The 24,681-nt window shown below is 66.3% G+C and carries 19 protein-coding genes; 4 read left to right on the forward strand and 15 right to left on the reverse strand.

Annotation, left to right across the window (positions count from 1 at the left end; translation table 11 throughout):
- Positions 1-97 precede the first annotated feature (97 nt).
- Positions 98-583, forward strand: coding sequence for an RrF2 family transcriptional regulator (locus ACSQ1X_RS06555; RefSeq protein ID WP_055803854.1), 486 nt, complete (start codon positions 98-100; stop codon positions 581-583).
- 57 nt (positions 584-640) lie between these two features.
- Here ACSQ1X_RS06555 and ACSQ1X_RS06560 read toward each other — a convergent pair whose 3' ends face one another.
- Positions 641-1,459: a purine-nucleoside phosphorylase gene (locus ACSQ1X_RS06560; protein ID WP_436057102.1), complete on the reverse strand. Its 819-nt coding sequence runs from the start codon at positions 1,457-1,459 to the stop codon at positions 641-643.
- Between the two features lie 95 nt (positions 1,460-1,554).
- Between ACSQ1X_RS06560 and ACSQ1X_RS06565 the strand changes: the two genes are divergently transcribed.
- Positions 1,555-2,970 (forward strand): NAD(P)H-quinone dehydrogenase, encoded by a 1,416-nt coding sequence (locus ACSQ1X_RS06565; RefSeq protein WP_436057103.1) that lies wholly within the window; start codon positions 1,555-1,557, stop codon positions 2,968-2,970.
- Positions 2,971-2,990: 20 nt separating this feature from the next.
- On the opposite strand, the gene ACSQ1X_RS06570 is transcribed toward ACSQ1X_RS06565, so the two are convergent.
- The 5 genes from ACSQ1X_RS06570 to ACSQ1X_RS06590 all read right to left on the reverse strand — a co-directional run bounded on the left by ACSQ1X_RS06570 (position 2,991) and on the right by ACSQ1X_RS06590 (position 9,672).
- Positions 2,991-3,632 (reverse strand): hypothetical protein, encoded by a 642-nt coding sequence (locus ACSQ1X_RS06570; RefSeq protein ID WP_436057104.1) that lies wholly within the window; start codon positions 3,630-3,632, stop codon positions 2,991-2,993.
- Between the two features lie 105 nt (positions 3,633-3,737).
- Positions 3,738-4,007, reverse strand: coding sequence for a hypothetical protein (locus ACSQ1X_RS06575; RefSeq protein WP_436057105.1), 270 nt, complete (start codon positions 4,005-4,007; stop codon positions 3,738-3,740).
- A gap of 436 nt (positions 4,008-4,443) precedes the next feature.
- Positions 4,444-6,045, reverse strand: a complete 1,602-nt coding sequence (locus tag ACSQ1X_RS06580) for an FAD-dependent oxidoreductase (protein ID WP_436057106.1) — start codon at positions 6,043-6,045, stop codon at positions 4,444-4,446.
- The gene (locus tag ACSQ1X_RS06585; RefSeq protein ID WP_436057107.1) at positions 6,042-8,258 is read right to left on the reverse strand and encodes a molybdopterin oxidoreductase family protein; all 2,217 of its coding nucleotides are present in this window, start codon (positions 8,256-8,258) and stop codon (positions 6,042-6,044) included. Before ACSQ1X_RS06585 ends, ACSQ1X_RS06580 begins: the two co-directional genes overlap by 4 nt.
- Before the next feature lies 1 nt (position 8,259).
- Positions 8,260-9,672, reverse strand: a complete 1,413-nt coding sequence (locus ACSQ1X_RS06590; protein WP_436057108.1) for an MFS transporter — start codon at positions 9,670-9,672, stop codon at positions 8,260-8,262.
- A 268-nt stretch (positions 9,673-9,940) separates the two neighbouring features.
- Between ACSQ1X_RS06590 and ACSQ1X_RS06595 the strand changes: the two genes are divergently transcribed.
- Positions 9,941-11,353, forward strand: coding sequence for an MFS transporter (locus tag ACSQ1X_RS06595; RefSeq protein ID WP_055803830.1), 1,413 nt, complete (start codon positions 9,941-9,943; stop codon positions 11,351-11,353).
- A gap of 66 nt (positions 11,354-11,419) precedes the next feature.
- Here ACSQ1X_RS06595 and ACSQ1X_RS06600 read toward each other — a convergent pair whose 3' ends face one another.
- The 5 genes from ACSQ1X_RS06600 to ACSQ1X_RS06620 all read right to left on the reverse strand — a co-directional run bounded on the left by ACSQ1X_RS06600 (position 11,420) and on the right by ACSQ1X_RS06620 (position 18,389).
- Entirely contained in the window at positions 11,420-12,151 is a 732-nt protein-coding gene (locus ACSQ1X_RS06600; protein ID WP_436057109.1) for a glutamine amidotransferase, read from the reverse strand.
- A 94-nt stretch (positions 12,152-12,245) separates the two neighbouring features.
- On the reverse strand, positions 12,246-14,099 hold the full coding sequence (locus tag ACSQ1X_RS06605; protein WP_436057110.1) for an acetyl/propionyl/methylcrotonyl-CoA carboxylase subunit alpha: 1,854 nt from the start codon (positions 14,097-14,099) through the stop codon (positions 12,246-12,248).
- Between the two features lie 124 nt (positions 14,100-14,223).
- Positions 14,224-14,928 (reverse strand): Maf family protein, encoded by a 705-nt coding sequence (locus ACSQ1X_RS06610; RefSeq protein ID WP_436057111.1) that lies wholly within the window; start codon positions 14,926-14,928, stop codon positions 14,224-14,226.
- A gap of 229 nt (positions 14,929-15,157) precedes the next feature.
- A complete protein-coding gene (locus ACSQ1X_RS06615; RefSeq protein ID WP_436057112.1) occupies positions 15,158-17,689 on the reverse strand; it encodes an MMPL family transporter in 2,532 nt (843 codons plus the stop codon).
- A 1-nt stretch (position 17,690) separates the two neighbouring features.
- Entirely contained in the window at positions 17,691-18,389 is a 699-nt protein-coding gene (locus ACSQ1X_RS06620) for a TetR/AcrR family transcriptional regulator (protein WP_436057113.1), read from the reverse strand.
- A 171-nt stretch (positions 18,390-18,560) separates the two neighbouring features.
- On the opposite strand from ACSQ1X_RS06620, the gene ACSQ1X_RS06625 reads away from it, so the two are divergent.
- Positions 18,561-19,112: a hypothetical protein gene (locus ACSQ1X_RS06625; protein WP_436057114.1), complete on the forward strand. Its 552-nt coding sequence runs from the start codon at positions 18,561-18,563 to the stop codon at positions 19,110-19,112.
- Positions 19,113-19,210: 98 nt separating this feature from the next.
- Here ACSQ1X_RS06625 and ACSQ1X_RS06630 read toward each other — a convergent pair whose 3' ends face one another.
- The 4 genes from ACSQ1X_RS06630 to ACSQ1X_RS06645 all read right to left on the reverse strand — a co-directional run bounded on the left by ACSQ1X_RS06630 (position 19,211) and on the right by ACSQ1X_RS06645 (position 24,538).
- Positions 19,211-20,644 (reverse strand): dicarboxylate/amino acid:cation symporter, encoded by a 1,434-nt coding sequence (locus ACSQ1X_RS06630; protein ID WP_436057115.1) that lies wholly within the window; start codon positions 20,642-20,644, stop codon positions 19,211-19,213.
- 255 nt (positions 20,645-20,899) lie between these two features.
- Positions 20,900-22,585, reverse strand: a complete 1,686-nt coding sequence (locus tag ACSQ1X_RS06635; RefSeq protein ID WP_436057116.1) for a DUF885 domain-containing protein — start codon at positions 22,583-22,585, stop codon at positions 20,900-20,902.
- Positions 22,586-22,682: 97 nt separating this feature from the next.
- Positions 22,683-22,871: an acyl-CoA carboxylase subunit epsilon gene (locus tag ACSQ1X_RS06640; RefSeq protein ID WP_055804331.1), complete on the reverse strand. Its 189-nt coding sequence runs from the start codon at positions 22,869-22,871 to the stop codon at positions 22,683-22,685.
- Between the two features lie 83 nt (positions 22,872-22,954).
- The gene (locus ACSQ1X_RS06645; protein WP_436057117.1) at positions 22,955-24,538 is read right to left on the reverse strand and encodes an acyl-CoA carboxylase subunit beta; all 1,584 of its coding nucleotides are present in this window, start codon (positions 24,536-24,538) and stop codon (positions 22,955-22,957) included.
- Positions 24,539-24,681 lie beyond the last annotated feature (143 nt).

Genomic DNA, 24,681 nt, shown 5'->3' on the forward strand with positions numbered 1-24,681 from the left:
AGGAACAAAGCTATCGCCTAACGACCCGGATGCGGTGCCCGGCATGCGCAACCCGGAACCTTGACAGTAAATTTTCCGGACACGTAATGTCTGAAAAATGAAGATGGGTCAGGGGGTTGAGTGGTCGCTGCACTGCTGCGTCAACATGTCCTGGGCCCCTGCCGGGGAGGCCGTAAACAGTGCCAGGCTGGCGGAGCTGTATCAGTTGCCCGCGGCGTATCTGAACAAGCAGCTTCAGGCGCTGGTCCGTGCGGGCATCCTGTCCTCCGTATCCGGACCCCGCGGCGGTTTCCAGCTGGCGCAGCCCGCGGAAAAGATCACCGTGCTGGACGTTGTCCTGGCCATTGAAGGTCCGGAACCCGCGTTTCGCTGCGAATCCATCCTCGCGAACGCACCCGGCGCAGAGCCCGGCGAGGACTATCTGCGCAGCTGCCTCGTGTCGCAGACCATGCGGCAGGCCGAGCTTGTGTGGCGCCAGACGCTGTCCCGGCAGACCATCGCAGGCATTGCCGCCTCGGTTGAGCGGAAGTTTCCCGGCTCCCGGAAGGACGTACTCCGTCGGCTGATGCCCGCCAGATACTAGAACAAACTGCTGGAACGAACTCCTAGGACCTGGCGGGCGCCGTGCACAGGTGCGCGGTCAGAGCTTGGCGATGATTTCGGCGAGCAGCTTGGAGATGCGCGGGCCGGCAGCCTGCCCGGCTTCCAGCACTTCCTGGTGGCTCAGCGGCACCGGGCTGATTCCGGCGGCGAGGTTGGTCACCAGCGAGATGCCGAAGACCTCCATGCCTGCGTGACGGGCGGCGATGGCTTCGAGCGCCGTGGACATGCCCACCAGATCGGCACCGATCCGCTTGGCGTACTGCACCTCGGCGGGAGTCTCGTAGTGCGGTCCGGTGAACTGCGCATAGATGCCCTCATCGAGGGAAGGGTCCACTTCGCGGGCCAGTCCGCGGATCCGTGCAGAGTACAGATCTGTCAGGTCAACGAAGGTTGCGCCTTCCAGCGGGGACGTGGCGGTGAGGTTTATGTGATCTTTGATGAGCACTGGCGTGCCGGGAGCCCAGTCCTCGTTGAGGCCGCCGCAGCCGTTCGTTACCACCAGGACCTTGCAGCCGGCCGCCGCGGCGGTCCGTACTCCGTGGACTACGGCGCGGACGCCCTTGCCTTCGTAGTAGTGCGTCCGGGCTCCGAGCACCAGGGCGCGCTTGCCTTCCTTGGTCAGGACGGAGCGGATGGTGCCTACGTGGCCCTCCACCGCCGGTGCATGGAACCCGGGGACTTCGTCCGCGGACAACGTGGCTGTGGTCTCGCCGATCAGGTCCGCGGCATCGCCCCAGCCCGAGCCGAGGACCAGCGCGACGTCGTGGCTGTCCACGCCCGTCTCCTCGGCGATATAGTCGGCGGCCGCGCGGGCGGCGTCAAAAGGGTCCGTGTTCAGGAATTCTGTATTACTCACTGGTACAAGTTATCCTGCCCGCGGCGCCCTGCCCAGCAGTGGCGCAGGTCCCTTTTATTGGTGTGCGGCGCCGCATGGGTAGAGAATGGATCTTTGTGACTACGCATCCGGATTTCAGCTCACCTCGCATCGCAATCCTCGGCGGAGGGCCCGGCGGCTATGAAGCCGCCATGGTGGCCGCCTCCCTGGGGGCTCAGGTCACCATCGTTGAGCGGGCGGGCCTGGGCGGCTCGGCGGTGCTCACCGACGTCGTGCCTTCCAAGACCCTGATCGCGACGGCGGACCTGATGACCCGCGTCGGTGAGGCGGGGGAGCTGGGAGTGAAGTTCGACGTCGACGGCGGCGATTTCGCCCCGGTGATGAGGGCGGACCTGAAGCACATCAACGACCGGCTGCTCACCCTTGCGCGGAAGCAGTCCGAGGACATCCGGGCGGGACTGGAACACCAGGGCGTGCGCATCCTCATCGGCTCCGGCCGGCTGCTGGACAGCCACACGATCGAGGTCCTCACGGCTGAGGGCACCGAGACGGTGGAAGCGGACACCATCCTGCTCGCGGTCGGCGCCCACCCGCGCGAACTTCCCACCGCCCGGCCGGACGGCGAGCGGATCCTGAACTGGGCGCAGATCTACGACATGGACGAGCTTCCCGAGGAACTCATCGTGGTGGGCTCCGGTGTTACCGGCGCGGAGTTCGCGTCCGCCTACAACGGCCTGGGCTCCAAGGTCACCCTGATTTCCAGCCGCGACCGCGTGCTGCCGGGCTCGGACACCGACGCCGCAGAGGTCCTGGAAGGCGTTTTTGAACGCCGCGGCGTGAAGGTGCTCTCCCGTTCCCGTGCGGAAACGGTTGAGCGGACGGACGACGGCGTGGTGGTCACCCTGGGTGACGGCTCCAAGGTCACCGGCAGCCACTGCCTGGTCTGCGTGGGCTCCATTCCGAACACGGCCGGCATCGGCCTCGAGGAAGCCGGTGTGGCAGTGACCGAAGCCGGCCACATCAAAGTGGATGGCGTCTCCCGCACCACGGCACCGAACATCTACGCCGCGGGCGACTGCACCGGCGTCCTGGCCCTCGCGTCCGTCGCCGCCATGCAGGGCCGCATCGCGGTAGCCCACTTCATGGGCGACAGCGTCACCCCGCTGAAGCTGCACCAGGTGGCCTCCAATATCTTCACCTCGCCCGAGATCGCGTCGGTCGGCGTGTCCGAGGCGGAGATCGACTCCGGCAAATACCAGGGCGACGTGATCAAGCTGTCGCTGCGCAGCAATGCGCGCGCCAAGATGCGCAACCACCGCGACGGCTTCATTAAGATCTTCGCCCGCAAGGGCTCCGGTACCGTGATCGGCGGCGTGGTTGTCGGCCCGAACGCGTCCGAGCTGATCTTCGCGATTTCCATTGCGGTCACGCAGAAACTGCACGTCGACGACGTCGCCAGCACCTTCACGGTGTACCCGTCACTCAGCGGCTCCATCTCGGAAGCGGCACGGCGCCTGCACGTGCATATGTAACGCCAGGCGGGCGGACACCGTCAGGCGGGCGCGGCCCGGATGTGTTCCGTGGCCACTGCGGAACGGGACATCCGGGCAGCCGCCAGGTACAGCAGCCCGGTGATCAGCGGGATCACGCTGATGGCGGAGAGCGACACCACCCCGGCGAGGCTGCCCAGGGCCGAGAAGGCTATCGGGCCGATGCCGAGGGCCACGAGCAGCCAGCCCGCAGCGGCCGTCCGTTTCAAGCCCAGTACTGCTGCCGGTAAGGCGATCACCAGGACTGCGACAGCGCGGACGGGGCCATTGGCGTTCTCGAATGCCCGCCACGATGGGGAATCCATGGCGAACCACATGCCTGCCACGACCAGCAACGCGGTCAGTAGGGCAAGGGCAGGTGTGGCCCACGCGGGACGAAGCCAGGCAAGCACGGCCAACGCGGCCAGTGGAACAGCCCAGGATAGGACAATCGTGATACCTTCGGCGCCGCCGGGATCAGTCAGGGCGTAGCCGCTGATGAACAGGCCGGCGAGGACCGTAAACGCTGCCATGATGGCGGCCGCCGTCCAGGTCAGTGCCCTTGCCCGGGCGGAGCGGTCCAGCTTCCGCAGGGAGACGATGCCCATCACGGCGGCAACCACGATGAGTGCGGCCGCGGCCAGGAAGATCGTTACGGCGAACATGGCAACCCTCCCTTGGATCCACGGACTCTATGTTCCATGACACCCCTTGCCCCGGTTTCAGGGCAAGGGGTCCAAGGTCCCTGGAAAACCGGGCGCGCTGCGCCTCTAGCGGATGACAGCAAGAATGGTTTCGAGGGCGTCCTCCGGCACGGTGCCAGGAATGTTGCCGAGTGAGGCGTTGTAAATATGGCTGCCGGTGCAGACCTGGGCTTCGTGGACACCAGCTTCCTTCGTGGCGGTCCACGCCTGCCATCCACGTTCCCGGGCAAGGGTCTCGACCTTTGTCACACCGGGGGCCAGCTCACCGTACTTGCAGCTTGCCGCCAGCAACGCCTGCATCTCACTGCCAACAGATAAATCGGTGAAGGTCAGCACGGCAAAGGGTCCTGTTTCGTCACCGGACTCAGAATAGGCGCACCCGGTCGAATCCGGGGACGGCGGGCGTTTGCCCTCGGGCTCATAGCGTGGCAGCCCCGGAAAGCGTGCCAGGTACACCGCTCCGGCCGCACAGAAGTCAGGCACCGGCTGCCCTGACGAAGGAAAAGCGGCCGGGGAATCGGGAGGAGGACCGGATGTTTCCGACGAAGTGGAAACGGTAGCCGTAGCCTGCTGGACAAGTGGCCCGGTGCCGGACTCAACTGATCCCGGGGCAGGGGCGGCGCAACCCGAAGCCATCAGCATTAATGCAGCGGCCAGAACCCGCACCACAGCCTGATTCACAGCACCCCCCACGTCGAGATGGTTCAGGCTAGCAGGCGGGGACACCGAAGCGGCAGGGGCCCCGGCGGGGTCCCTGCCGCTTCACGTCACGTCAGGCGGCTGCTGCCGCCTGGAAGTGTTTTTCGATGATGTCCTTAATGTCGGAGTGGCAGCCGCCGCAGCCGGTGCCGGCGCGGGTTGCTCCGGAAACCTCGGCCACGGTGGAGCACCCGTCAGCCACGGCGCCCGCGATCTTGGTTCCGCTGACGCCGGCGCACCGGCACACGGTGCGCGCAGGGTCGGCGTTGGCGGCGGCAGCCAGCTGGTCCGGGCCGTCCAGGCGGAGCAGCAGCGACCTGTCGGCCGGGAGTTCGTCGCCGCGCTCAAACAGCGACACAAGCTCGGCTGCGGTGCGCGGCATCCCCACGGCCACGAGGCCTTCGAGCACTCCGCCGCGCGTGGTCATTTTGACGTAGCGGCCGTGTTCCGGATCCGCCCACTGCGCAATCTGCAGGCGCGGGCGGCCGTCCACGGCACCGGCTGTAAGTACTTCGTCGTCCCACGGCTCGGCGGCGTTGTCGCCAGCCACCGCCATGTTCAGGCCCCGTGCCTTGAGGACAATGACGCCCGGCTTCTCCATAGGGAGTTCCGGCAGGGAATTGGCAGCCTCCGCCGACCCGGCCTCGCTGGCGCCTTCGGCCGCTGCCTCGGCGGATCCCTCGGCAAGAAGGGTCAGGTACTCTGCGAGCCACTCTGCCTGGCGCCAGCCCGGGCCCACCAGGCCGGACGGTCCGCGCGCAGTGCGGCATTCGCTGCAGGAAGGATCCGGGCAGCGGACTTCGGCGCAGTCGCCGATCGCGAAGATGTGCGGCTCGTGGTGGGCCCGCAGCTTGTGGTCCACCAGGATGCCCGTGGCCGTGGACAGCCCGCAGCCTTCGGCCAGTTCCACGCGCGGACGCACGCCGCAGGACAGCACCAGCAGGTCGCCGTCGATCGCTGAACCGTCATCCAGCAGCAAAGCGGAGAACCCGCCGTCGGGAGCGTTGTGTTCAAGGCCGGTGGAGCGAGCATTGCCGGCCATCCGTACGCCGCAGTTGCGCAGGTTGGCGGCCAGCACCGCTCCGCCTCCGCGGTCGATGTTCCGGCCCAGCGGGTGCGGTCCGTTGTGGACCACGGTCACGGTGGCGCCTTCCTCGGCGGCGGCCAGGGCCGTCTCGAGTCCGAGGACGCCGCCGCCGAGCACCACCACGCGCTTGCCGCCGGAAACGGCCGCACGAAGCGCCTCGGCGTCGCGCAGGTCGCGCAGGGCCGTCACACCGGCGGGCAGCACGGGGTGGGCCGGATCCGGGTTGAGGCCGGTCAGGTTGGGAATGACGGGGCGGGAGCCGGTGGCGAACACCAGGCGGTCATAGTGCGGGGTGGTGCCGTCGGTGAGGACCACCTGCTGGCGGGCGCGGTCCACCCGGCGGACGCGGACGCCGAGCCGGACATCCACGCCGTCGGCGATCAGGGCGGCGGCGTCGGACAGCGCCAGCGCAGCGGCCGTGGTACGCCCGACACCGAGGTCGGCCACGAGCACGCGGTTGTAGGCAGCGTCTGCCTCCTCGCCGATCACCGTCAGGCGGGCCAGCCCGCTGCGCACTGCCGGCAGCAGCTCGTCGATCAGCCGTGCGGCAACCGGACCAAAGCCAACAACTACAATCTGCTCACTCATGAGGCCTCCGATGCTTGAAGAACGCTGTGCTGAAGTCCGTTTGCGGCCGCCCGGACCCACACCTTATTGAATTTGAACTCGGGCATTCCGGAGATGGGATCCGTGGCCGCCTCCGTCAGGCGGTTGGCGCTCCCGAGCTCCGGGAAGTGGAACGGCAGGAAGACCGTTTCGGGCCGGATGGCCGTGCTGAGTTCGGCCCGGCAGAGCACCTCGCCGCGCTCGTTGGCCACCGACACGAAGGCGCCGTCGGTGATGCCCATGGACGCGGCCGCCGCGGGGTGGATCTGCATCTTTGCCTCCGGCTGGGATTCCAGTAGCTCGGACACGCGGCGGGTCTGCGACCCGGACTGGTAATGCTCCAGCAGACGTCCGGTAATGAGCGTCATGGACTTGGCGTCCTGATCGGGGTTCGGAACAGGAGTACGACGGCGGCGGGGCGCCACCGGCGTCATGACCGCCTTGCCGTCGGCATGGGCGAAGCCGTCCAGGAAGAGCCGCGGCGTGCCGGTGCTTCCCACGGGGTAGGGCCAGTAGGCTGCCTCGCCGCGGTCCAGCATGGCGTAGTCGATGCCCGAGTAGTCGGCGAGCCCGCCGGCTGAGGCCAGGCGGAGTTCCTCGAAGACCGTCTCGGGATCCTCGCTGTAGGTGGACGGGGCATCGAGCGCTTCGGCGAGCCGGGCCATGATCCAGAGTTCACTGCGGGCCCCGGCCGGCGGCTGCAGGGCGCGGCGGCGGCGCAGGACACGTCCCTCGAGGTTGGTCAGCGTGCCTTCCTCCTCGGCCCACTGAAGGACCGGCAGGATGAGGTCGGCTTCGGCCGCCGTCTCGGAGACGAAGAAATCGCAGACCACCAGGAAGTCCAGGCTGCGCAGGCCCGCAATGACGGCGTTGGCATCGGGGGAGGCCACCGCGATGTTGGAGGCGTGCACGAAGAGGCAACGGACGCCGTCGGGCTGTCCGAGCGACTTCAGGAGCTGCACGGCGGGGAGGCCGGGGCCGGGAATCAGCGATTCCGGCACGCCCCATACCCCGGCCACGTGCGCGCGGGCCGCGGGGTCGGTGATCTTGCGGTAGCCGGGGAGCTGATCGGCCTTCTGGCCGTGCTCGCGGCCGCCTTGGCCGTTGCCCTGGCCGGTGAGGGTGCCGTAGCCGCTGCGGGCGGAACCCGGCAGGCCGAGCAGCAGGCTGAGGTTGATGGCGGCGGTGGCGGTGTCCGTGCCGTCCACGTGCTGCTCCACACCGCGGCCGGTCAGGATGTAGCTTCCGCCCTTGGTGGCCCCATGGGCCAGCCTGCGGGCCGTCTCGCGGATCAGGTCCGCGGGAACGCCGGTGAGGGACTGGACGCGCTCGGGCCAGAAGGCGTTGACGCTGCGGGCCAGGGCTTCGAAGCCGCTGGTGCGCGCCTGGATGAAGTCGGTGTCCGCCAGGCCTTCGTGGATCACCACGTGCGAGAGGCCCAGGAGGAGGGTGAGGTCGGTGCCCGGCAGCGGCTGGAGGTGCAGGCCGCCGCCGTCGGAGGTGAACGCCGCAGTGGCGGAACGGCGGGGGTCCACCACAATCAGTCCGCCGGCGTCGCGCGCACCCTGGAGGTGCTGGACGAAGGGCGGCATGGTTTCGGCAACGTTGGAGCCGAGCATCAGGATGGTGCTGGCGCCGTCGAGGTCTGCAAGGGGGAACGGCAGGCCGCGGTCAACGCCGAAGGCCCGCATGCCGGCGGCGGCCGCGGAGGACATGCAGAACCGGCCGTTGTAGTCGATCCGGGACGTGCCCAGGGCGAGCCGGGCAAATTTGCCCAGCATGTAGGCCTTCTCATTCGTCAGGCCGCCGCCGCCGAACACACCTACCGCGTCCGCACCGTAGCGGGCACGGGTGTCCTTCACGGCTGCGGTAACGAGCTTCAGTGCGTCATCCCAGCTGACGGGACGGTGCACGCCGTCTGAACCCTTCAGCATGGGCTCGGTGACGCGTCCGGGATGGCTCAGCAGGGACGCTGACGTCCAGCCCTTGCGGCACAGTCCGCCGCGGTTGGTGGGGAAGTCGCGGCCGGAAACTTCCAGTACGGGTCCAGCCGGGGCGGTCACGCTCGGAGCGGGTGGAGCCGGCACGGGGTCTGACCCCGGCTGGACAGCCGGGGTCAGAGCCGCTGGGGACTTCAGCGTCATGGCGCACTGCAAAGCGCAGTAGGGGCAGTGCGTGTCGGCGCTTGTGGTCATGTTAGACGTGTCCCATCGCATTTCGGTTGGCATTGCGGATGTAGCAGGCCCAGCAGACCACCAGCATCAGGACGTAAGCCCCGACGAAGCCGTAGAACGCGGGGGTGTAGGAACCGCTGGCCGTGTTGGAGGCGTTCAGCACCTGCGGGATGACGAACCCGCCGTAGGCGCCGATCGCCGAGATCAGGCCCAGGGCCGACGATGCCAGCCGCTGCGTTGCCACGGTGCTGGCGCCGTTGCGTGCCGCCCGGCTGTTGGTGGCAAAGATGATGGGGATCATCCGGTACGTGGCGCCGTTTCCGAAGCCGCTGGCGGTGAAGAGCATCAGGAAGAGGACCAGGAAGAGCCAGAAGTTCTTCATCGGCAGCGTCCAGATCATCGTGAGGGTGATGACGGCCATGGAGGCAAAGGCTGCGACGGTCATGCGGGCGCCGCCCATGCGGTCCGCCATGCGGCCGCCGTAGGGGCGGGCCAGGGAACCGACCAGCGGGCCGAGGAAGGCCAGCGAAAGAGCCACCGTACCCACTCCGATGGAGGAGAAGGCGGGGAAGTAGTCCTTGATGAGCTTGGGGAATACACCGGCGAAGCCGATGAACGATCCGAAGGTGCCGATGTACAGCAGCGCCATGATCCACAGGTGCGGTTCCTTCAACGCAGCGATCGAACCTGCCACGTCACCCTTGGCACTGGTGAGGTTGTCCATGTACTTGTAGGCGCCGAACGCTGCGAGCAGGATCAGCGGGACCCACATGAGGCCTGCGACCGGAAGGTTGACGGTTCCGGCGGCCAGGAGCGTGATGGCGATCGGCACAGCGAGCTGTGCGACGGCGGCACCCATGTTGCCGCCGGCGGCGTTCAGGCCCAGGGCCCAGCCCTTTTCGCGGGCCGGGTAGAAGAACGTGATGTTGGCCATGGAGCTGGCAAAGTTGCCGCCGCCGAAGCCTGCGAGTGCTGCAACCAGCAGCATGACACCGAACGGAGTCTCCGGGTTGGAGACACACATTGCCAGTCCAATGGAGGGGATGAGGAGCAGCAGTGCCGAGACGATGGTCCAGTTGCGGCCACCGAACTTCGGAACCATGAACGTGTAGGGGATGCGAAGAGTTGCACCCACCAGGCTGGGCATAGAGATCAGCCAGAAGATTTCAGAGGTGGAGAACGTGAAGCCTGCCGCGGGGAGCTGGACCACCACGATGGACCAGAGCTGCCAGACGACAAAGCCGAGGAATTCGGCGAAGATGGACCAGTTCAGGTTGCGCCGGGCGATGGAGCGGCCCTGGGTTTCCCACTGCTCCTTGTTCTCGGCATCCCAGTTGGCGATCCAGCGGCCGGGGCGGACTTCAAGGGCGGGGGCGTGAACGGTGCGGGTAGTGCCGGGCTGTGCGCCGGCCTCTGCCGTGCGGTCAACAGTCACGGTGTACCTCCTTCGGGGGTTTGTTGTTCTTCAAAGGTAGGGAGCGCGCGTTTCGTGAAGCGTCGCCGTTTGTTAACGTGCTGTGAAGTTTGCCTATCGGGGCATTTGTGACGGCGTGAGGCGCAGTTAGTGAGACGAATCCAAAAGTCCGCATAGTGGACCCTTTGTCCAGTCGCTGGACGGCGGGAACTATTATTGAGAGATACGTATCCCTTAGCCGGGCAGTCTTTTGGGGCACCCGCCCGGTTTCTCACGAAAGCGTTACTACATGTCATCCACTGCCACCTCACCGCAGCCGGGGTCAGCCAAGCAGGTTAACTCGCGCGGGCGCGTGATCGTCGCCAGCCTCATCGGCACCACCGTTGAGTTCTACGACTTCTACGTCTACGCCACTGCCGCTGTGCTCGTATTCCCCAAGCTGTTCTTTCCCGGACAGAACGAGACCACCCAGCTGCTGAGCTCCTTCGCCGTGTTCGGCGTCGCGTTCATTGCCCGCCCGCTCGGATCGATTGTCTTCGGCCACTTCGGCGACAAGTTCGGACGTAAGGGCACCCTGGTGGCATCGCTGCTGACCATGGGTATCGCCACGTTCCTGATCGGCTGCCTCCCCACCGCTTTGGTTCCGGGCTGGGGCTTCTGGGCTCCGGCGCTGCTGGTAGTCATGCGCTTCGCCCAGGGCCTGGCCCTCGGCGGGGAGTGGAGCGGCGCGGCCCTGCTGGCCACCGAGAACGCCCCCGCCAACAAGCGCGCCATCTACGGCACATTCCCGCAACTGGGTGCACCCATCGGGTTCATCATTGCCAACGTGATCTTCCTGGTGGCCAGCTACACGCTTTCACCGCAGGCGTTTGAAGCCTGGGGTTGGCGCGTTCCGTTCCTGCTCAGCGCCGTCATGGTGATCATCGGACTCTACGTCCGCCTGAAGCTGATCGAAACCCCCGCCTTCACCAAGGTGCTGGAATCCAACGAGGTTGCCAAGCTCCCGCTGGCCCGCGTCTTCAAGACCAGCTGGCGCCCGCTCATCCTGGGCACGTTCATCATGCTGGCCACCTACGTGCTGTTCTACCTGATGACCACGTTCACGCTCACCTACGGAACACGCCCGGCCACGCTGGACGCCGCCAAGGCAGCCGCAGAAAAGGCAGGGAAGCCGATGACGGAGGCCGCAGCCGCCGCATTCGTCCCGGGCCTGGGCTTCACGCGCAACGACTTCCTCTGGATGCTGATTGCCGGCGTCGTGTTCTTCGGCATTTTCACCCTGGTTTCCGGCCCGCTGGCTGAAAAGTACGGCCGCCGCAAGATGCTCATCGCCGTCACCGCGGGAATCTTCGTCTTCGGCATGCTGTTCGTTCCGCTGTTCAGCGGCGGCTTCGTGGGCACCATGGCCCTGCTGATCCTCGGCTTCACCCTGATGGGCCTGACCTTTGGTCCCATGGGCGCGCTGCTGCCGGAACTCTTCCCCACCAACGTCCGCTACACGGGATCAGCCGTCAGCTACAACGTCTCCAGCATCCTGGGTGCTGCGGTGGCCCCGTTCATCGCGGTGTGGCTCTGGGAAATGGCCAAGGGCAGCCCCGTGCTGGTGGGTGTCTACCTCAGCGCCATGGCCGTGCTGACCCTTATCGCGTTGTTCCTGAGCAAGGAAACCCGGGACCTGGATTACGAGAACAACGTAGCCTGACCCTTTTCGCTCGCAACAAATGCCCGGTGCCCCTTTGGGGTGCCGGGCATTTTGTCGTTTCCGGCGCTACTTCGCGTAGCGCTCCACGAAATTGCGGAGGATCTTCATCGGTTCCGTGGCGATGAACTGCCGGGCGTCATTCATCAGCGTTTCGGCCGATTCCGGCGGGAAGTAGCCGGCGTGGCGGTAGATGTCGATCCTGGTGACCAGCCCTTCCGCATCCAGTTCCGGGTGGAACTGGGTGGCATACAGGTTGTCCTTGATCCGGAACATGTGCACCGGGCAGGCCGCTGAACTGGCCAGCAGCACCGCGTGGGCGGGGAGGACGGTGCAGCCTTCCTTATGGCCGGTGAAGGCCGTGAAGCTTTCCGGCAGCCCGCGCAGGAGGGGATCCTGCAGCCCTTCCGCCGTCAGTTTGATGGTGGTGCCGCCCAGCCCCTCGCCGTAGGTCCTGTCGATGACCGCTCCCTGGTGCAGGCCCAGCGTGCCGACCCCGTAGCAGGCCCCCAGGAACGGGAAGTCGGCTGGCACAATGCGGTCCAGCAGCAGGCGCAGTTCACCCTCCACCCGGAGCTGCGCTGCACTTTTGTGGTCCGCCGGGTCGCTGGATGTAAAGGGGCTGCCGCCCACAATCACGCCGGAGTAGTCGGCCAGGTCCAGCTCCGGTAGGGGCCCGGCTTCCATGCGGATGCGCCGGAGTTGTGCGGGCTCGAGGCCGCCATAGCGCAGGTAGGCCTCGTATTCTTCCTCGGCTGCCTTGTCCTCGGCGCGCGATGCAAGAAGTAGAAATGGCTTCACACGCTAAGTCTGCATGCAGCCGCCCCCGGGCGCCATGGGCGCGCCGGGGGCGGCGGGTAATGCTGTGCGTCGAGCTGACGGTGAACCGGCCGGATCAGTCCTCGATCGTGGCGATCACTGCACCGGCGGACACAGTTTCGCCGGCGATGGCGGCCAGACCGGTAATGGTGCCACCCCTGTGCGCCGTCAGCGGCTGCTCCATCTTCATCGCTTCGAGTACGACGACGAGATCACCTTCGGCAACAACGTCGCCTTCGACGACGGCCACCTTGACGATGGTCCCCTGCATGGGGGAGGTCAGGGCGTTGCCGCCGGCAGCTGCAGCCGGTCCGCCGGAGCGGGAGCGCTTCTTGACCTTGGCCGGCTTGGCCGAGCCGCCGCCGCTGCTGAACGAACCGAGCGAAGCCGGCAGCACCACCTCAAGGCGCTTGCCGCCCACCTCGACGACCACGCGCTGGCGATCGCCGGCGTCGGGCGCTTCACCCTCCGCACCGTTGGGCGTCCACGCGGGAATTTCGTTGACGAAAGCCGTTTCGATCCAGCGGGTGTGGACCTTGAACGGTCCTTCCACAGGGGCGAAGTCGGGGTTGGTGACCACGGCGAGGTCGAAAGGAATGACGGTGGGGATGCCTTCGACCACCATCTCCTCCAAGGCTCGGCGGGAGCGCTGCAGTGCCTGCTCGCGGGTGGCGCCTGTAACGATCAGCTTGGAGAGCATCGAGTCGAAATTGCCGCTGATGACATCGCCCTGCTCCACGCCGGAGTCGATCCTGATGCCGGGTCCTGTGGGGTTTTTCAGCGTGGTGATGGTGCCAGGGGCGGGCATGAAGTTACGGCCCGGGTCTTCGCCGGTGATACGGAATTCAATGGAGTGTCCCCGCACTTCGGGATCGTCGTAGCCCAGCTTTTCGCCGCGGGCCAGCCGGAACTGTTCGCGGACAAGGTCGATTCCGGTGACTTCCTCGGAAACGCAGTGCTCCACCTGGAGGCGGGTATTGACCTCCAGGAAGGAGATAGTGCCGTCCTGGCCCACCAGGAATTCGCACGTTCCGGCGCCGAGGTAGCCGGCTTCCTTGAGGATGGCCTTGGAGGATTCGTACAGGCGGCGGTTCTGCTCTTCGGTGAGGAAGGGTGCCGGTGCTTCTTCCACCAGCTTCTGGTTGCGCCGCTGCAGGGAGCAGTCGCGGGTGGAAACCACCACGACGTTGCCGTAGGCGTCCGCCAGGCACTGGGTTTCGACGTGGCGGGGGGCGTCCAGGAAGCGCTCAATGAAGCACTCGCCGCGGCCGAAGGCGGCGACGGCCTCGCGGACAGCGGATTCGAACAGTTCGGGGATTTCTTCGCGGGTGCGGGCCACCTTGATGCCGCGTCCGCCGCCGCCGAAGGCAGCCTTGATGGCAACGGGCAGCCCGAACTTGTCCACGAACTCGAGGATTTCCTCGGCGGATTCCACCGGGTCGGCGGTGCCGGGGACCTGCGGGGCGCCGACCTTTTCCGCGATGTGGCGGGCCTGGACCTTATCGCCGAGGGCGGAGATCGCCTCCGGGGACGGGCCGATCCACGTAATGCCGGCGCCGATGACCATGGCCGCGAACTGGGCGTTTTCGGCCAGGAAGCCGTAGCCGGGGTGGATGGCGTCGGCGCCGCACTCGTGGGCGACCTCGATGAGCTTTTCCATCACCAGGTAGGACTCCGCGGCGGTGTTGCCGCCCAGCGCGTAGGCTTCGTCCGCCAGGCGCACGTGCAAGGCGTCGCGGTCCGGGTCGGCGTAGACGGCCACCGATGAGATGCCTTCGTCGCGGGCGGCGCGGATGATGCGCACTGCGATTTCACCGCGGTTGGCGATCAGGACTTTGCTCAGCCGCTTGGAGCTCGTCAGGGCGGCACCTGCGTGGCCGGGGGCGGTGGACTGCTCTGGACTTGCGGACTGCTCCGTATTTGCTGACAAGGCGTCTCCTTCTTTCCTTCAGGGAGCCTAGCGCGATTTTGAGGGTTCCGCCGATATTACTTGCGGATTCCGCGTGTAAAGCTCCGGTCCTTTGTAGGGAAGCTACAAAGAGTTGCGAATTGGCTCACTCAGCGCGGACTTCTGCGGGGTCAATGGCGCCGCCGGTCCACAGCTCGGTAATGCCCACCTGCGCCTGGCCCAGCAGCGCGCGAAGGGTGGAAATGGAAAGCCCGACGACGGTGTGGGGGTCGCCGTCGACCTTGCGGATGAAGGCCCCGCCGTAGCCGTCGATCGTGAACGAGCCGGCGCACTGGAGCGGCTCGCCGGTGGCGATGTAGGCATCGATTTCGTCGACGCTCATGTCCATGAAGTGGACCTCCGCGGAGGTGACGGAGCCCAGTGTGGCGCCCGTCCCGGTGCCGGTGTCGGAACCGTATCCGTCGTCGTTGCCGTCGTCCTCGTCCGGCTCGGTGTCGCGGCAGTCCACCAGCCAGTGGCCGGTGTGCAGCACGCCCATGGCGCCGCTCATGCGCAGCATCCGCTCCTTGGCGACGTCGGCCGTGTACGGCTTGCCGTGCGCCTCGCCGTCGAACTCGAAAACTGAATCGCAGCCGAGCACCAGGGCCCCCTCCGCTTCCGGCAGCGACGCCACGGCCTCCGCCTTGGCGCGGGCCAGCAGCAGGGCGGTGTCGTGCGGATCCGTCACGCCGTAGCGGGCCTGGACCGCGTCCTCGTCCACATCGGAAACCAGGATCTCGTGGCGGATGCCGGCGTGGCTCAGCAGTTTGGTGCGTGCGGGGGACTGGGAAGCAAGAATGAGGCGGGTCACCGGTCCAGCCTAGTTCCCCCTGCGTCTCATTGTCGCTCGGTCTTTTCGCCAGGATTCATCGCTCAGATCCTATGGGAAGTGGTTCGCCAACGGAAAGGGCTCCGCCACCCGAACTAAGTGCGCCACCGGCGAGAAATGACACGGGCACAGAAGTAGAGCCGCCCGCCGATCGGGTGATCAGCGGGCGGCCCATCTGGGACTGGAACCCGTGCGGACTAGAAGAGGCCCGTCAGCGTGCTCCGACTTCTTCCGGTTCCACCTCGGCGGCCGGCGCCGGCTTGCGGAGCTTCGCTCCCTCTACATCCACATCCGGCAGGATGCGGTCGAGCCAGCGCGGCAGCCACCATGCCTTTTCGCCGAGCAGGTACATCACGGCCGGAACGATCGTCATGCGGACCACGAAGGCATCAATCAGCACGCCGAAGGCCATAGCGAAGCCAAGCGGCCGGACCATGTTCAGGTGCGAGAAAATGAAGCCGGAGAACACGCTGACCATGATGATCGCGGCGGCTGTGACCACCGCGGCGGCGTGGCTGAAGCCCGAGCGGACCGCGTGTTTGGCCGATTCCCCGTGCATGAACGATTCCCGCATGCCGGAGGTGATGAACACCTGGTAGTCCATGGCCAGTCCGAACAGCACGCCGATCAGGATGATCGGCAGGAAGCTCAGCACGGCGCCGGGATTTTCGACGCCGAACACCGCACCGAGCCAGCCCCACTGGTAGACGGCCACGACCGCGCCGAACGCTGCGGCGAGCGAGAGCAGGAAGCCTCCGGTTGCCAGCAGCGGCACCCAGATGGAGCGGAACACCAGCAGGAGCAGTATCAAGGAGAGGCCAACCACGATCGCCAGATACGGCGGCAGTGCGTCACCGAGTTTGGTGGATACGTCAACGTTGCCGGCGGTCTGTCCGGTGAGTCCGATGCTGACGCCTGTGGAGTCCTTGATCTGGCCCTTCTCGGCGCGTAGCTCGGAGACCACCTGAACGGTGCTCGCGCTGGCCGGGCCTTCGTTCGGGATCACTTGGAACACGGCGGTTCGGCGGTCCTCACTCAGTGCCAGCGGCACGGCGGCGGTGACATTTCCGGTCTCGCGCAGGATGTCCGCGACATCGAACTGCTTGGCCTGCGCCTCGGCGTCGCTGAGTCCCTCGGGGAGGTCGCCCACCACAATGATCGGGCCGGTCATGCCCTCGCCGAAGCTCCGCTTGGTGACGTCATAGGCCTTGAAGGCCTGCGAGGCGACCGGCTCTGAGCTGGCATCCGGCAAAGCAAGCCTGAGCTGGCTCGCGGGCAGCGCCACCACACCGAGCAGGACCACGCCAGCCAGCAACGCCAGCCACGGGTGGTTGGTGACCATGCCGCCCCAGCCGTGGCTGCTGCGGTATTCGTCCCTGGTGCGGTCCTCAGTTTCGTGCCCCGGAGCGGCGTTGTGCTTTTCCGCCTTGGCCCATGTCCGCTTGGAGATCAGTTTCCGGCCAACCAGGGAGAGAACAGCGGGCGTCAGGGTCAAGGCAACGACGACGGCGACAGCCACCGTGGCGGCCGCCGAGAGACCCATAACGGCCAGGAATGGAAGCCCGGGGACCACCAGGGCAGCCAGCGCGATGATGACGGTCAGCCCGGCGAACATTACGGCGTTGCCCGAAGTGCCCGTGGCCAGGGCTACGGATTCTTCAGCATCCATGCCGGTCAGCAACTGGCTGCGGTGCCGGTTGACAATGAACAGCGAATAGTCGATTCCCACTGCCAGGCCGAGCATCAGCGCCAGCATGGGCGAGATGGAACTCATTTCCGTGGCACCGCTCAGGGCGATCGTTCCGCCCACACCGACCGCGACGCCGACGACGGCCATCAGCAGCGGAAGTCCGGCGGCGATCAGGGTTCCAAGCATGACTACCAGGACCAAGGCAGCAACCGCGATGCCGATGATCTCAGCGGTGCCAAAGAGCTCGGAGATGTCCTCACTGATTTCCTTGCTGGGCAGGGCAGTGACGTTGGCGGCCGAGACCTCCTTCACGATGTCCTGGACTTGCTGGCGGACATCGGGCGTCAGGCCGTTGATGGAGGTCCTGAACTGGACCTGGGCGATCGCGGCTTTGCCGTCCTCGGAGACGAAGCGGAGCCCCTTCGAGGCCTCCAGCTGGCGGGCGCCAAGCGCAAGCTTGGCTTCGCCCGCTTCCAGTTCCCTGCTGCCAGCGTCGAGCTTTGCCTGGCCTTCGGCGAGGGCAGCCTTCTGCTGGCCGAGCTGTGCCTCGATCGCGGCGGCCGGCAAACCGGCGGCCGTCATCTGCTGTTCTGCGGCCCCCAGCTGTGCCTTTCCGGCGGCAAGCTCGGCAGCGGCCTGGTCCAGCCGGGCCTTGCCGGCCGCGGACTGCTCCCTGCCGGCGGCGAGATCGGCGACCGCCTTGTCCAGCTGCGCCTGGGTGGCGAAGGGATCAACCGTGCCCTGGACATCGGGGAGGGTCTTGAGCTTGGTCAGTGCAGCCGTGACGGCGTCTTTTCCGGCCTGGCTGAACTGGGCGTCGTTGGCTTCGAACACAACGCTGGCTGAGCCGCCGGAGGAGGAAGGGAGCTCCTTTTTGAGCTTGTCCGCCATCTGCTGTGTTTCGGTGCCGGGGATCTGGAAGTTGTTGGACAGTGTGCCGTGGAAGGCGGCCGCAGACCCGCCCACGGCCACAAGCGCTGCCAGCCAGAGCGAAATGACCAGCCAGCGGCGGCGGTACGAGAACTTGCCGAGGCGGTAGAGGAAGAGGGCCATGTCAGTGCCGATCTGTGGAGAGGTTGGCGGTGGGCGTAAAGCCTGAGCCAAGGAGGCCCATGGCGTCGATCAGGAGCTGGCGGAGCCTTGCAAGCGACGTGGCTGAAAGGTCCGCGCCCCACTCGGCAAACCAGACGTCCATGGCGGCCTTCCCGCAGGAGATGATGGACCCCGCAAGCGCACGGAGGTAAAGCTCGTCGAGCTCCTCGCCCGTGGTCCTTGCGAAGCGTTCGCGGGCCGCGTCGATGATTTCCGCGGTGCAGTGGTCCCACGCTTCAAGTTCGGAACGGTTGAGCTGCGGACTGGACTGCGCCAGGCTGTACAGCTCGGCCATGGGGGCCACCGTCATGGGGTCGGCCAACTGAATCAGGGCAGCCCTCGCCGACTCAAGGATGGGCTCGTCGGCGGGCCTCAGCCGGAACTGCGCCAGTGCATTGTCCAAGAAGCCGTGGGTCACCGAAGCCAGCGCCGCCTCGGTGCTGCTGAAGTAATTGAAAAAGGTGCGCCGGGAGATGGCTGCGGCATCTGCAATATCTTCGACGGTGAAGTTCCCCGGCCCCTTGCTGCGCAGAAGCTCCAGGGCGGCATCGGTGATGGCCTGGCGTGTTGCGGCTTTGTTGAGTTCCCGGCGCGAGGTCGGCGGCGGGTCAGCGGTTTCGCTGAGCGGCGGGATGGCTGGAGCATTCTGGGTGGCGGGCACGGCATTACACTACGTGCATTTTTACACTCTGTGCAAGTTTCTCGGAAACTCGGATTCACAGCTTCCTAACAGCTCATTCTTATGTAGGTGCGGGAGCCTTAGGGAAGGTAGGCGTACTGTACCTGCCACCAGAAGCAGCCGCGATGCTGCGGCAGATCGAGGAGACGTGCCATGACAAGCAGAAAGAAGTTGGGCCTCGGCCTGGGCGCCGCTGCCCTGGTTGTCGGGGCCGGGATCGGCGTCAGCGGAATTGCGTCGGCGGCCACCACTCCGACCCCCACTCCGTCAGCCAGCGCATCGGCCGATGCCAACACCGACGGCCACGACCGCGGACACAAGGGCGGCCGTCACGGGCACGCAGGTGGCGTGCAGGCATCGGAGCTCGCCGCCAAGCTCGGTGTCGACGAGGCAAAGGTCACCGAGGCGCTGAAGGCGTTCCGCGATGCCAACAAGCCGGCGACGCGGCCCGCCGAGGGAGAGAAGCCGGACCGTGCTGACAGGGAAGCAGCCCTCGCCAAGTCCCTCGCGGAGTCGCTGGGGATTGACGAATCCAAGGTCACCGCGGCCATTGAGGAGCTGCGCGCAGAGGAACGGTCCGAGCGCGCAGCGGGCCTGAAGACCCGGTTGGACAAGGCAGTCGCGGACGGCAAGCTCACCCAGGCGGAAGCCGACGCCGTCACCAAGGCCGTGGAAAACGGCGTGATCGGCGGCGGAGGCCACTAGGACGTCCCGCCACATCAGCGCGAACGTACAGTTGAGGCCCCAAACCCGTGTGGATTTGAGGCCTCAACTGTACGTTCGCGCTTCGGCGACGAAGCGGGTTACGCCTTGGCGTCCGCCAGCTCGCGTTCGTCCCGTTCAGTTGCCGGAGCGGCCGCCGTCGGATCTGTAGTGGCGGAGTCATCGGCGAACGGGTCGCCGTTGCGCGGAGCGTTGTACAGCGCCTCGTCCAGGATTCCCTGGCGCTTGGCCACGATTGTGGGGACCAGCGCCTGCCCGGCCACATTGACCGCAGTGCGGCCCATGTCCAGGATGGGGTCGATCGCCAGCAGGAGGCCGACGCCGGCCAGCGGCAGTCCCAGCGTGGAGAGCGTCAGGGTCAGCATCACGACGGCGCCGGTGGTACCCGCCGTCGCCGCGGAACCCAGTACGGAGACGAGGGCGATCAGCAGGTACTGGCTGAAGTCGAGCTGGATGCCGAAGAACTGGGCCACGAAGATCGCGGAGATCGCCGGGTAGATCGCGGCGCAGCCGTCCATCTTGGTGGTGGCGCCCAGGGGTACGGCGAAGGAGGCATAGGCGCGGGGTACGCCCAGGCTCCGCTCTGTCACGCGCTGGGTCAGCGGCAGGGTGCCCACGGACGAGCGGGACACAAATGCCAGCTGAACAGCGGGCCAGACACCGGAGAAGTACTGCTTGACAGACAGTCCGTGGGTGCGGACCAGCACCGGGTAGACCACAAACAGGACGAGGGCCAGGCCGACGTAAATGGCAAAGGTGAACTTGCCCAGCGACCCGATGGTGTCCCAGCCGTAGACGGCCACGGCGTTGCCGATGAGGCCCACAGTGCCCAGCGGGGCGATGCGGATGATCCACCACAGCACCTTCTGGATGACGGCGAGGGCTGACGCGTTGAGGTTCAGGAAGGGTTCGGCGGCCTTGCCAACCTTCAGTGCGGCCACGCCGACGGCGATCGCGATCACCAGGATCTGCAGGACGTTGAAGCTGACGGCCGTCGTGGCCACGCCCTCGGTGACGGTGGTGCTGGCGCCCAGGCCCAGGAAGTTCTTGGGGAAGAGGCCGATCAGGAACGCCCACCAGTCGCCGGATTTGCCCGAGTACTTGGCTTCCTGGGTGATACCGGTGCTGGCGCCGGGCTGCAGCAGCACACCGAGGCCGATGCCGATCAGCACCGCGATCAGCGACGTGATGGCGAACCACAGCAGCGTGTTCCATGCCAGTTTCGCGGCATTGGAGACCTGCCGGAGGTTCGAGATGGAGCTGACGACGGCGGTGAAGATAAGGGGAACCACGGCGGTCTGCAGCAGCGAGACGTAGCTCGAGCCAATCGTCTGCAGGGTGGCGCCGAGGGCATTGGGGTTTGCCTTGGTGCTGCCCGTGTACTTGGCCAGGAGGCCAAGGCCAAGGCCCACGATCAGGGCGGCAATGATCTGGAAGCCGAATGAACCGGCCCATGCGGGCAGCCGGAAACCGGTGTTTCCTGCGGGGGAGGGGGTGCTGGTTTGAGTGGTCACCCGAACACGCTAGGCCGTGCAAAATACAGCTTCTACTCGATATTGAGAAATATTACGCAGTCCTAGCCGACCCCGACGCCAACAAGTCCGGAAATTCGGTGTCAGACCAGCCTTTTGTGAAGTTATTCCCGGGAAGCATGTGGCAAACGTCTCGCGAACGGGCCGGAGGGACGGGCATCCGGCAGCGTGCGTCAAAGCGACGAAGGAGCAGCACGCCGAGGATGTCCGTCCCTCCGGGACGCACGGGGACGAGGCTTACCCCAGCAGCGCGCGCTTCAGCGTATCGAGGCCCACGGAGCCGATATTGAGTGCCTTGGTGTGGAAGGTCTTCAGATCGAAGCCGGGGCGCGCTTCCAGTTCGGAACGGATCTGCTCCCAGAGGCGCTGGCCCACCTTGTAGGACGGAGCCTGGCCGGGCCACCCGAGGTAGCGGGCGAATTCGAAGTTGAGCTGGCCTTCGCTGATCGCCAGGTTCTGCTTCAGGAAGTCGTAGCCCTTGTCCGGCGTCCAGGTACCGTTGCCCCAGCGTTCCGGCACTTCCAGCTCCAGGTGCACACCGATATCGAACACCACCCTCGCGGCCCGCATGCGCTGCATGTCCAGCATGCCCATGTGGTCGCCCGGGTCCTTGAGGTAGCCCAGTTCCTGCATCAGTTGCTCGGCGTACAGCGCCCAACCTTCGCCGTGGCCGGAGGTCCAGCAGACATTGCGGCGCCACTTGTTAAGCAGCTCCCGGCGGTAGATGGCCGTGGCGATCTGGAGGTGGTGTCCGGGTACGCCTTCGTGGAACACCGTGGTGGTTTCGGCCCAGGTGGTGAAGGTGTCCTCGCCCGCGGGGACGGACCACCACATCCGGCCCGGCCTGCTGAAGTCGTCCGAAGGTCCGGTGTAGTAGATGCCGCCTTCGTCGGTGGGGGCGATCAGGCATTCGAGCGTCTTCATGATGTCCGGGATCTCAAAGTGCACGCCGGCCAGATCCGCCACAGCCTTGTCCGAGAGGCCCTGCATCCAGGCTTTGAGGGCGTCGGTGCCTTTGAGCTGGCGGGCGGGATCGCTGTTCAGGATTTCCTTGGCTTCCGCCACCGACGCACCGGGACGGATCTCGTTGGCCACTCGCTCCTGTTCCGCGATGAGCCGTTCCAGTTCCTGGACGCCCCAGGCGTAGGTCTCGTCGAGGTCCACCGTCGCGCCGAGGAAGGCCCGGGATGCCAGCGCATACCGGTCCCGGCCCACTGCGTCCTTGGCCGGTGCCACGGGCAGCAGTTCGGCGGACAGGAAATCCGCCAGCTTGAGGTACGCCGCGCGGGCCGCCGCGGCGCCGTCGTCGAGCTTTGCCTGCAGTTCCGCGGAAAGCGGGCCGTCCGCGGTCTTCGCGCCTGCGGCCATCTTGGCGAAGAAGCCGTCCTCGGCGGCGTATTTGGTGGCCTGCTCGACGACGATGGACACCTGCCGGGAGGCGGAGACCTTGCCCTGTTCCCGGGCGTGGCGCAGGGACTCGATGTAGCCGTCGATCGCGCCAGGGACGCTGTGGGCGCGGCCGGCGATGTGCTCCCAGTGCTCCACGGAATCGGTGGGCATCAGGTCAAAGATGGCCCGGATGTCCTGTGCCGGCGAGGAGATGTTGTTCAGGTCCGCGGCATCCCACCCGGATTCGTGGATTTCCAGCTGCAGCCCCAGCCGTTCCCGCATGGCGTCGAGCGTGACGGCGTCCACGTCGTCCACGGGCTCCAGGCCGTCGAGGTCACCGAGTGCCTTCCGCGCCGCCGCGATGAATTCTTCGATGCCCGCAGGCGAGAAGTCCTGGAATTCAGTTTCGTGGCCGGGCACCCCGAGCGTGGTGGCGAAGCTGGGGTTAAGCCTGATCAGGGTGTCCGTGTAGGCGTCTGCGACGGCGTCGATGGCTGTGTGGGGGCGCGCTGAGGCTGCGGTTTCGGTAGTCACCCCACGAGACTAACGGGGCGATCCCAGTTATGAAAGACTCACTGAACTTTTCGGTGTGTCAGTTCCCGGCCGCTGCGGTCACGCGGGGGACCCGGCCTTAGCCGCGGCTTCGCTTCCACGCACCCGGCCCCGGGGTGGGGGCCAGCCGCAGCTGCTGCCGCCGCACCCAGTGGCGGACGCTGGGCTTCGCATCGCCCTCGGGCTCGGCATTGCCGAGGGACAGTACGACGGCAGTGAGCGCCGCGAGTTCCACGTCGGTCGGTTGGCCCTTGACCACGGAGAACAACGGCTCCTCGGCTGGCGTCTCAGGCGCCGGTTCGTTCCCGGCCGGGGAAACGGCAGGGTGCGCGGCAGGCTCCACGTCCGGGATCACAGCGGAATGTTCCCGTGCTTCTTGGCGGGAAGGCTGGCACGCTTGTCCCGCAGGGCACGCAGGCCCTTGATGACCTGCACCCGGGTCTCGGACGGCGCGATGACGGCGTCCACGTACCCGAGCTGGGCGGCCTGGTACGGGTTGAGGAGTTCCTCCTCGTACTGCCGGATGACCTCTGCGCGTTTGGCCTCGACGTCGCCGCCGGCCTCCGCCACCGCGGCAAGCTCGCGGCGGTACAGGATGTTGACGGCGCCCTGCGCCCCCATGACGCCGATCTGGGCCGTGGGCCACGCCAGGTTCAGGTCTGCGCCGAGCTTCTTGGAACCCATCACGATGTACGCTCCGCCGTAGGCCTTGCGGGTGATGACCGTGAGCTTGGGGACGGTGGCTTCGGCGTAGGCGTACAGGAGCTTGGCGCCACGGCGGATGATGCCCTGGAATTCCTGGTCCTTGCCCGGCAGGAAGCCCGGTACGTCCACCAGCGTGATGATGGGGATGTTGAAGGCATCGCAGTGCCGGACGAAGCGCGCGGCCTTTTCCGATGCCGAGATGTCCAGGGTGCCGGCGAACTGCATGGGCTGGTTGGCCACGATGCCGACGGTGTGCCCCTCGATGCGGCCGTAACCGATCATTACGTTGGGTGCGTAGAGGGCCTGCATCTCCAGGAAGTGCCCGTCATCCACGATCTGCTCAACGACCTTGCGCATGTCGTAGGGCTGGTTGGCGGAATCCGGAATGAGCGTGTCCAGGGCGAGGTCGTCGTCGTCGATTTCCAGGTCCTGCTGGTGCTCCAGGACCGGAGCCTCGGCCAGGTTGTTGGAGGGGAGGAAGTCCAGGAGTTCACGAACAAACTCGACGGCGTCCGCCTCGTCCGACGCCAGGTACGTGGACGTGCCCGTGGTGGCGTTGTGCTGCCGTGCTCCGCCCAAAGTCTCCATGTCGACGTCCTCGCCCGTGACGGTCTTGATCACGTCCGGGCCGGTGATGAACATGTGCGAGGTCTTATCCACCATGACCACATAGTCGGTCAGGGCGGGGGAGTAGGCCGCGCCGCCGGCGGAGGGGCCCATGATGAGGGAAATCTGGGGGACGACTCCGGAAGCGTGCACGTTGTTGCGGAAGATGTCCGCGAACATGGCCAGGGAGGCCACGCCTTCCTGGATGCGGGCGCCGCCGCCGTCAAGGATGCCAACCACGGGGCAGCCGTTGCGCAGCGCGAATTCCTGCACCTTGACGATCTTCTCGCCGTTGACCTGGCTGAGCGAGCCGCCGTAGACCGAGAAGTCCTGGCTGTACACGGCCACGGGGCGGCCGTCCACCGTGCCGTAACCGGACACCAGTCCGTCACCCAGGGGCTTCTTCTTCTCCATGCCGAAGGCCGTGGAGCGGTGGACGGCCAGTGCGTCGAACTCCACAAACGATCCCTCATCCAGGAGGAGGTCGATGCGCTCGCGTGCCGTGTTCTTGCCGCGGGCGTGCTGCTTTTCGATGGCCTCGGGGCCGGATGGCTGCTCGGCACGCGCCTGGCGGTCGCGGAAGTCTGCAATCTTTCCCGCAGTCGTTGTCAGATCGTGGCTCATCAAGTGTCTCCGGCTCTGTAGCTGATGGTCGCTGGCCCTGTGTCGCAACGGCGCTTAAGTAGCTTCCGCACAAAAGCAGGACCCTGTTGGCTAGTCTAGTGACGCTATTGGCCGGGACCGCTGTAGAAAACCTACAATTTTCT

The sequence above is a fragment of the Arthrobacter sp. LjRoot78 genome (assembly GCF_964254335.1).
GTDB lineage: Bacteria > Actinomycetota > Actinomycetes > Actinomycetales > Micrococcaceae > Arthrobacter.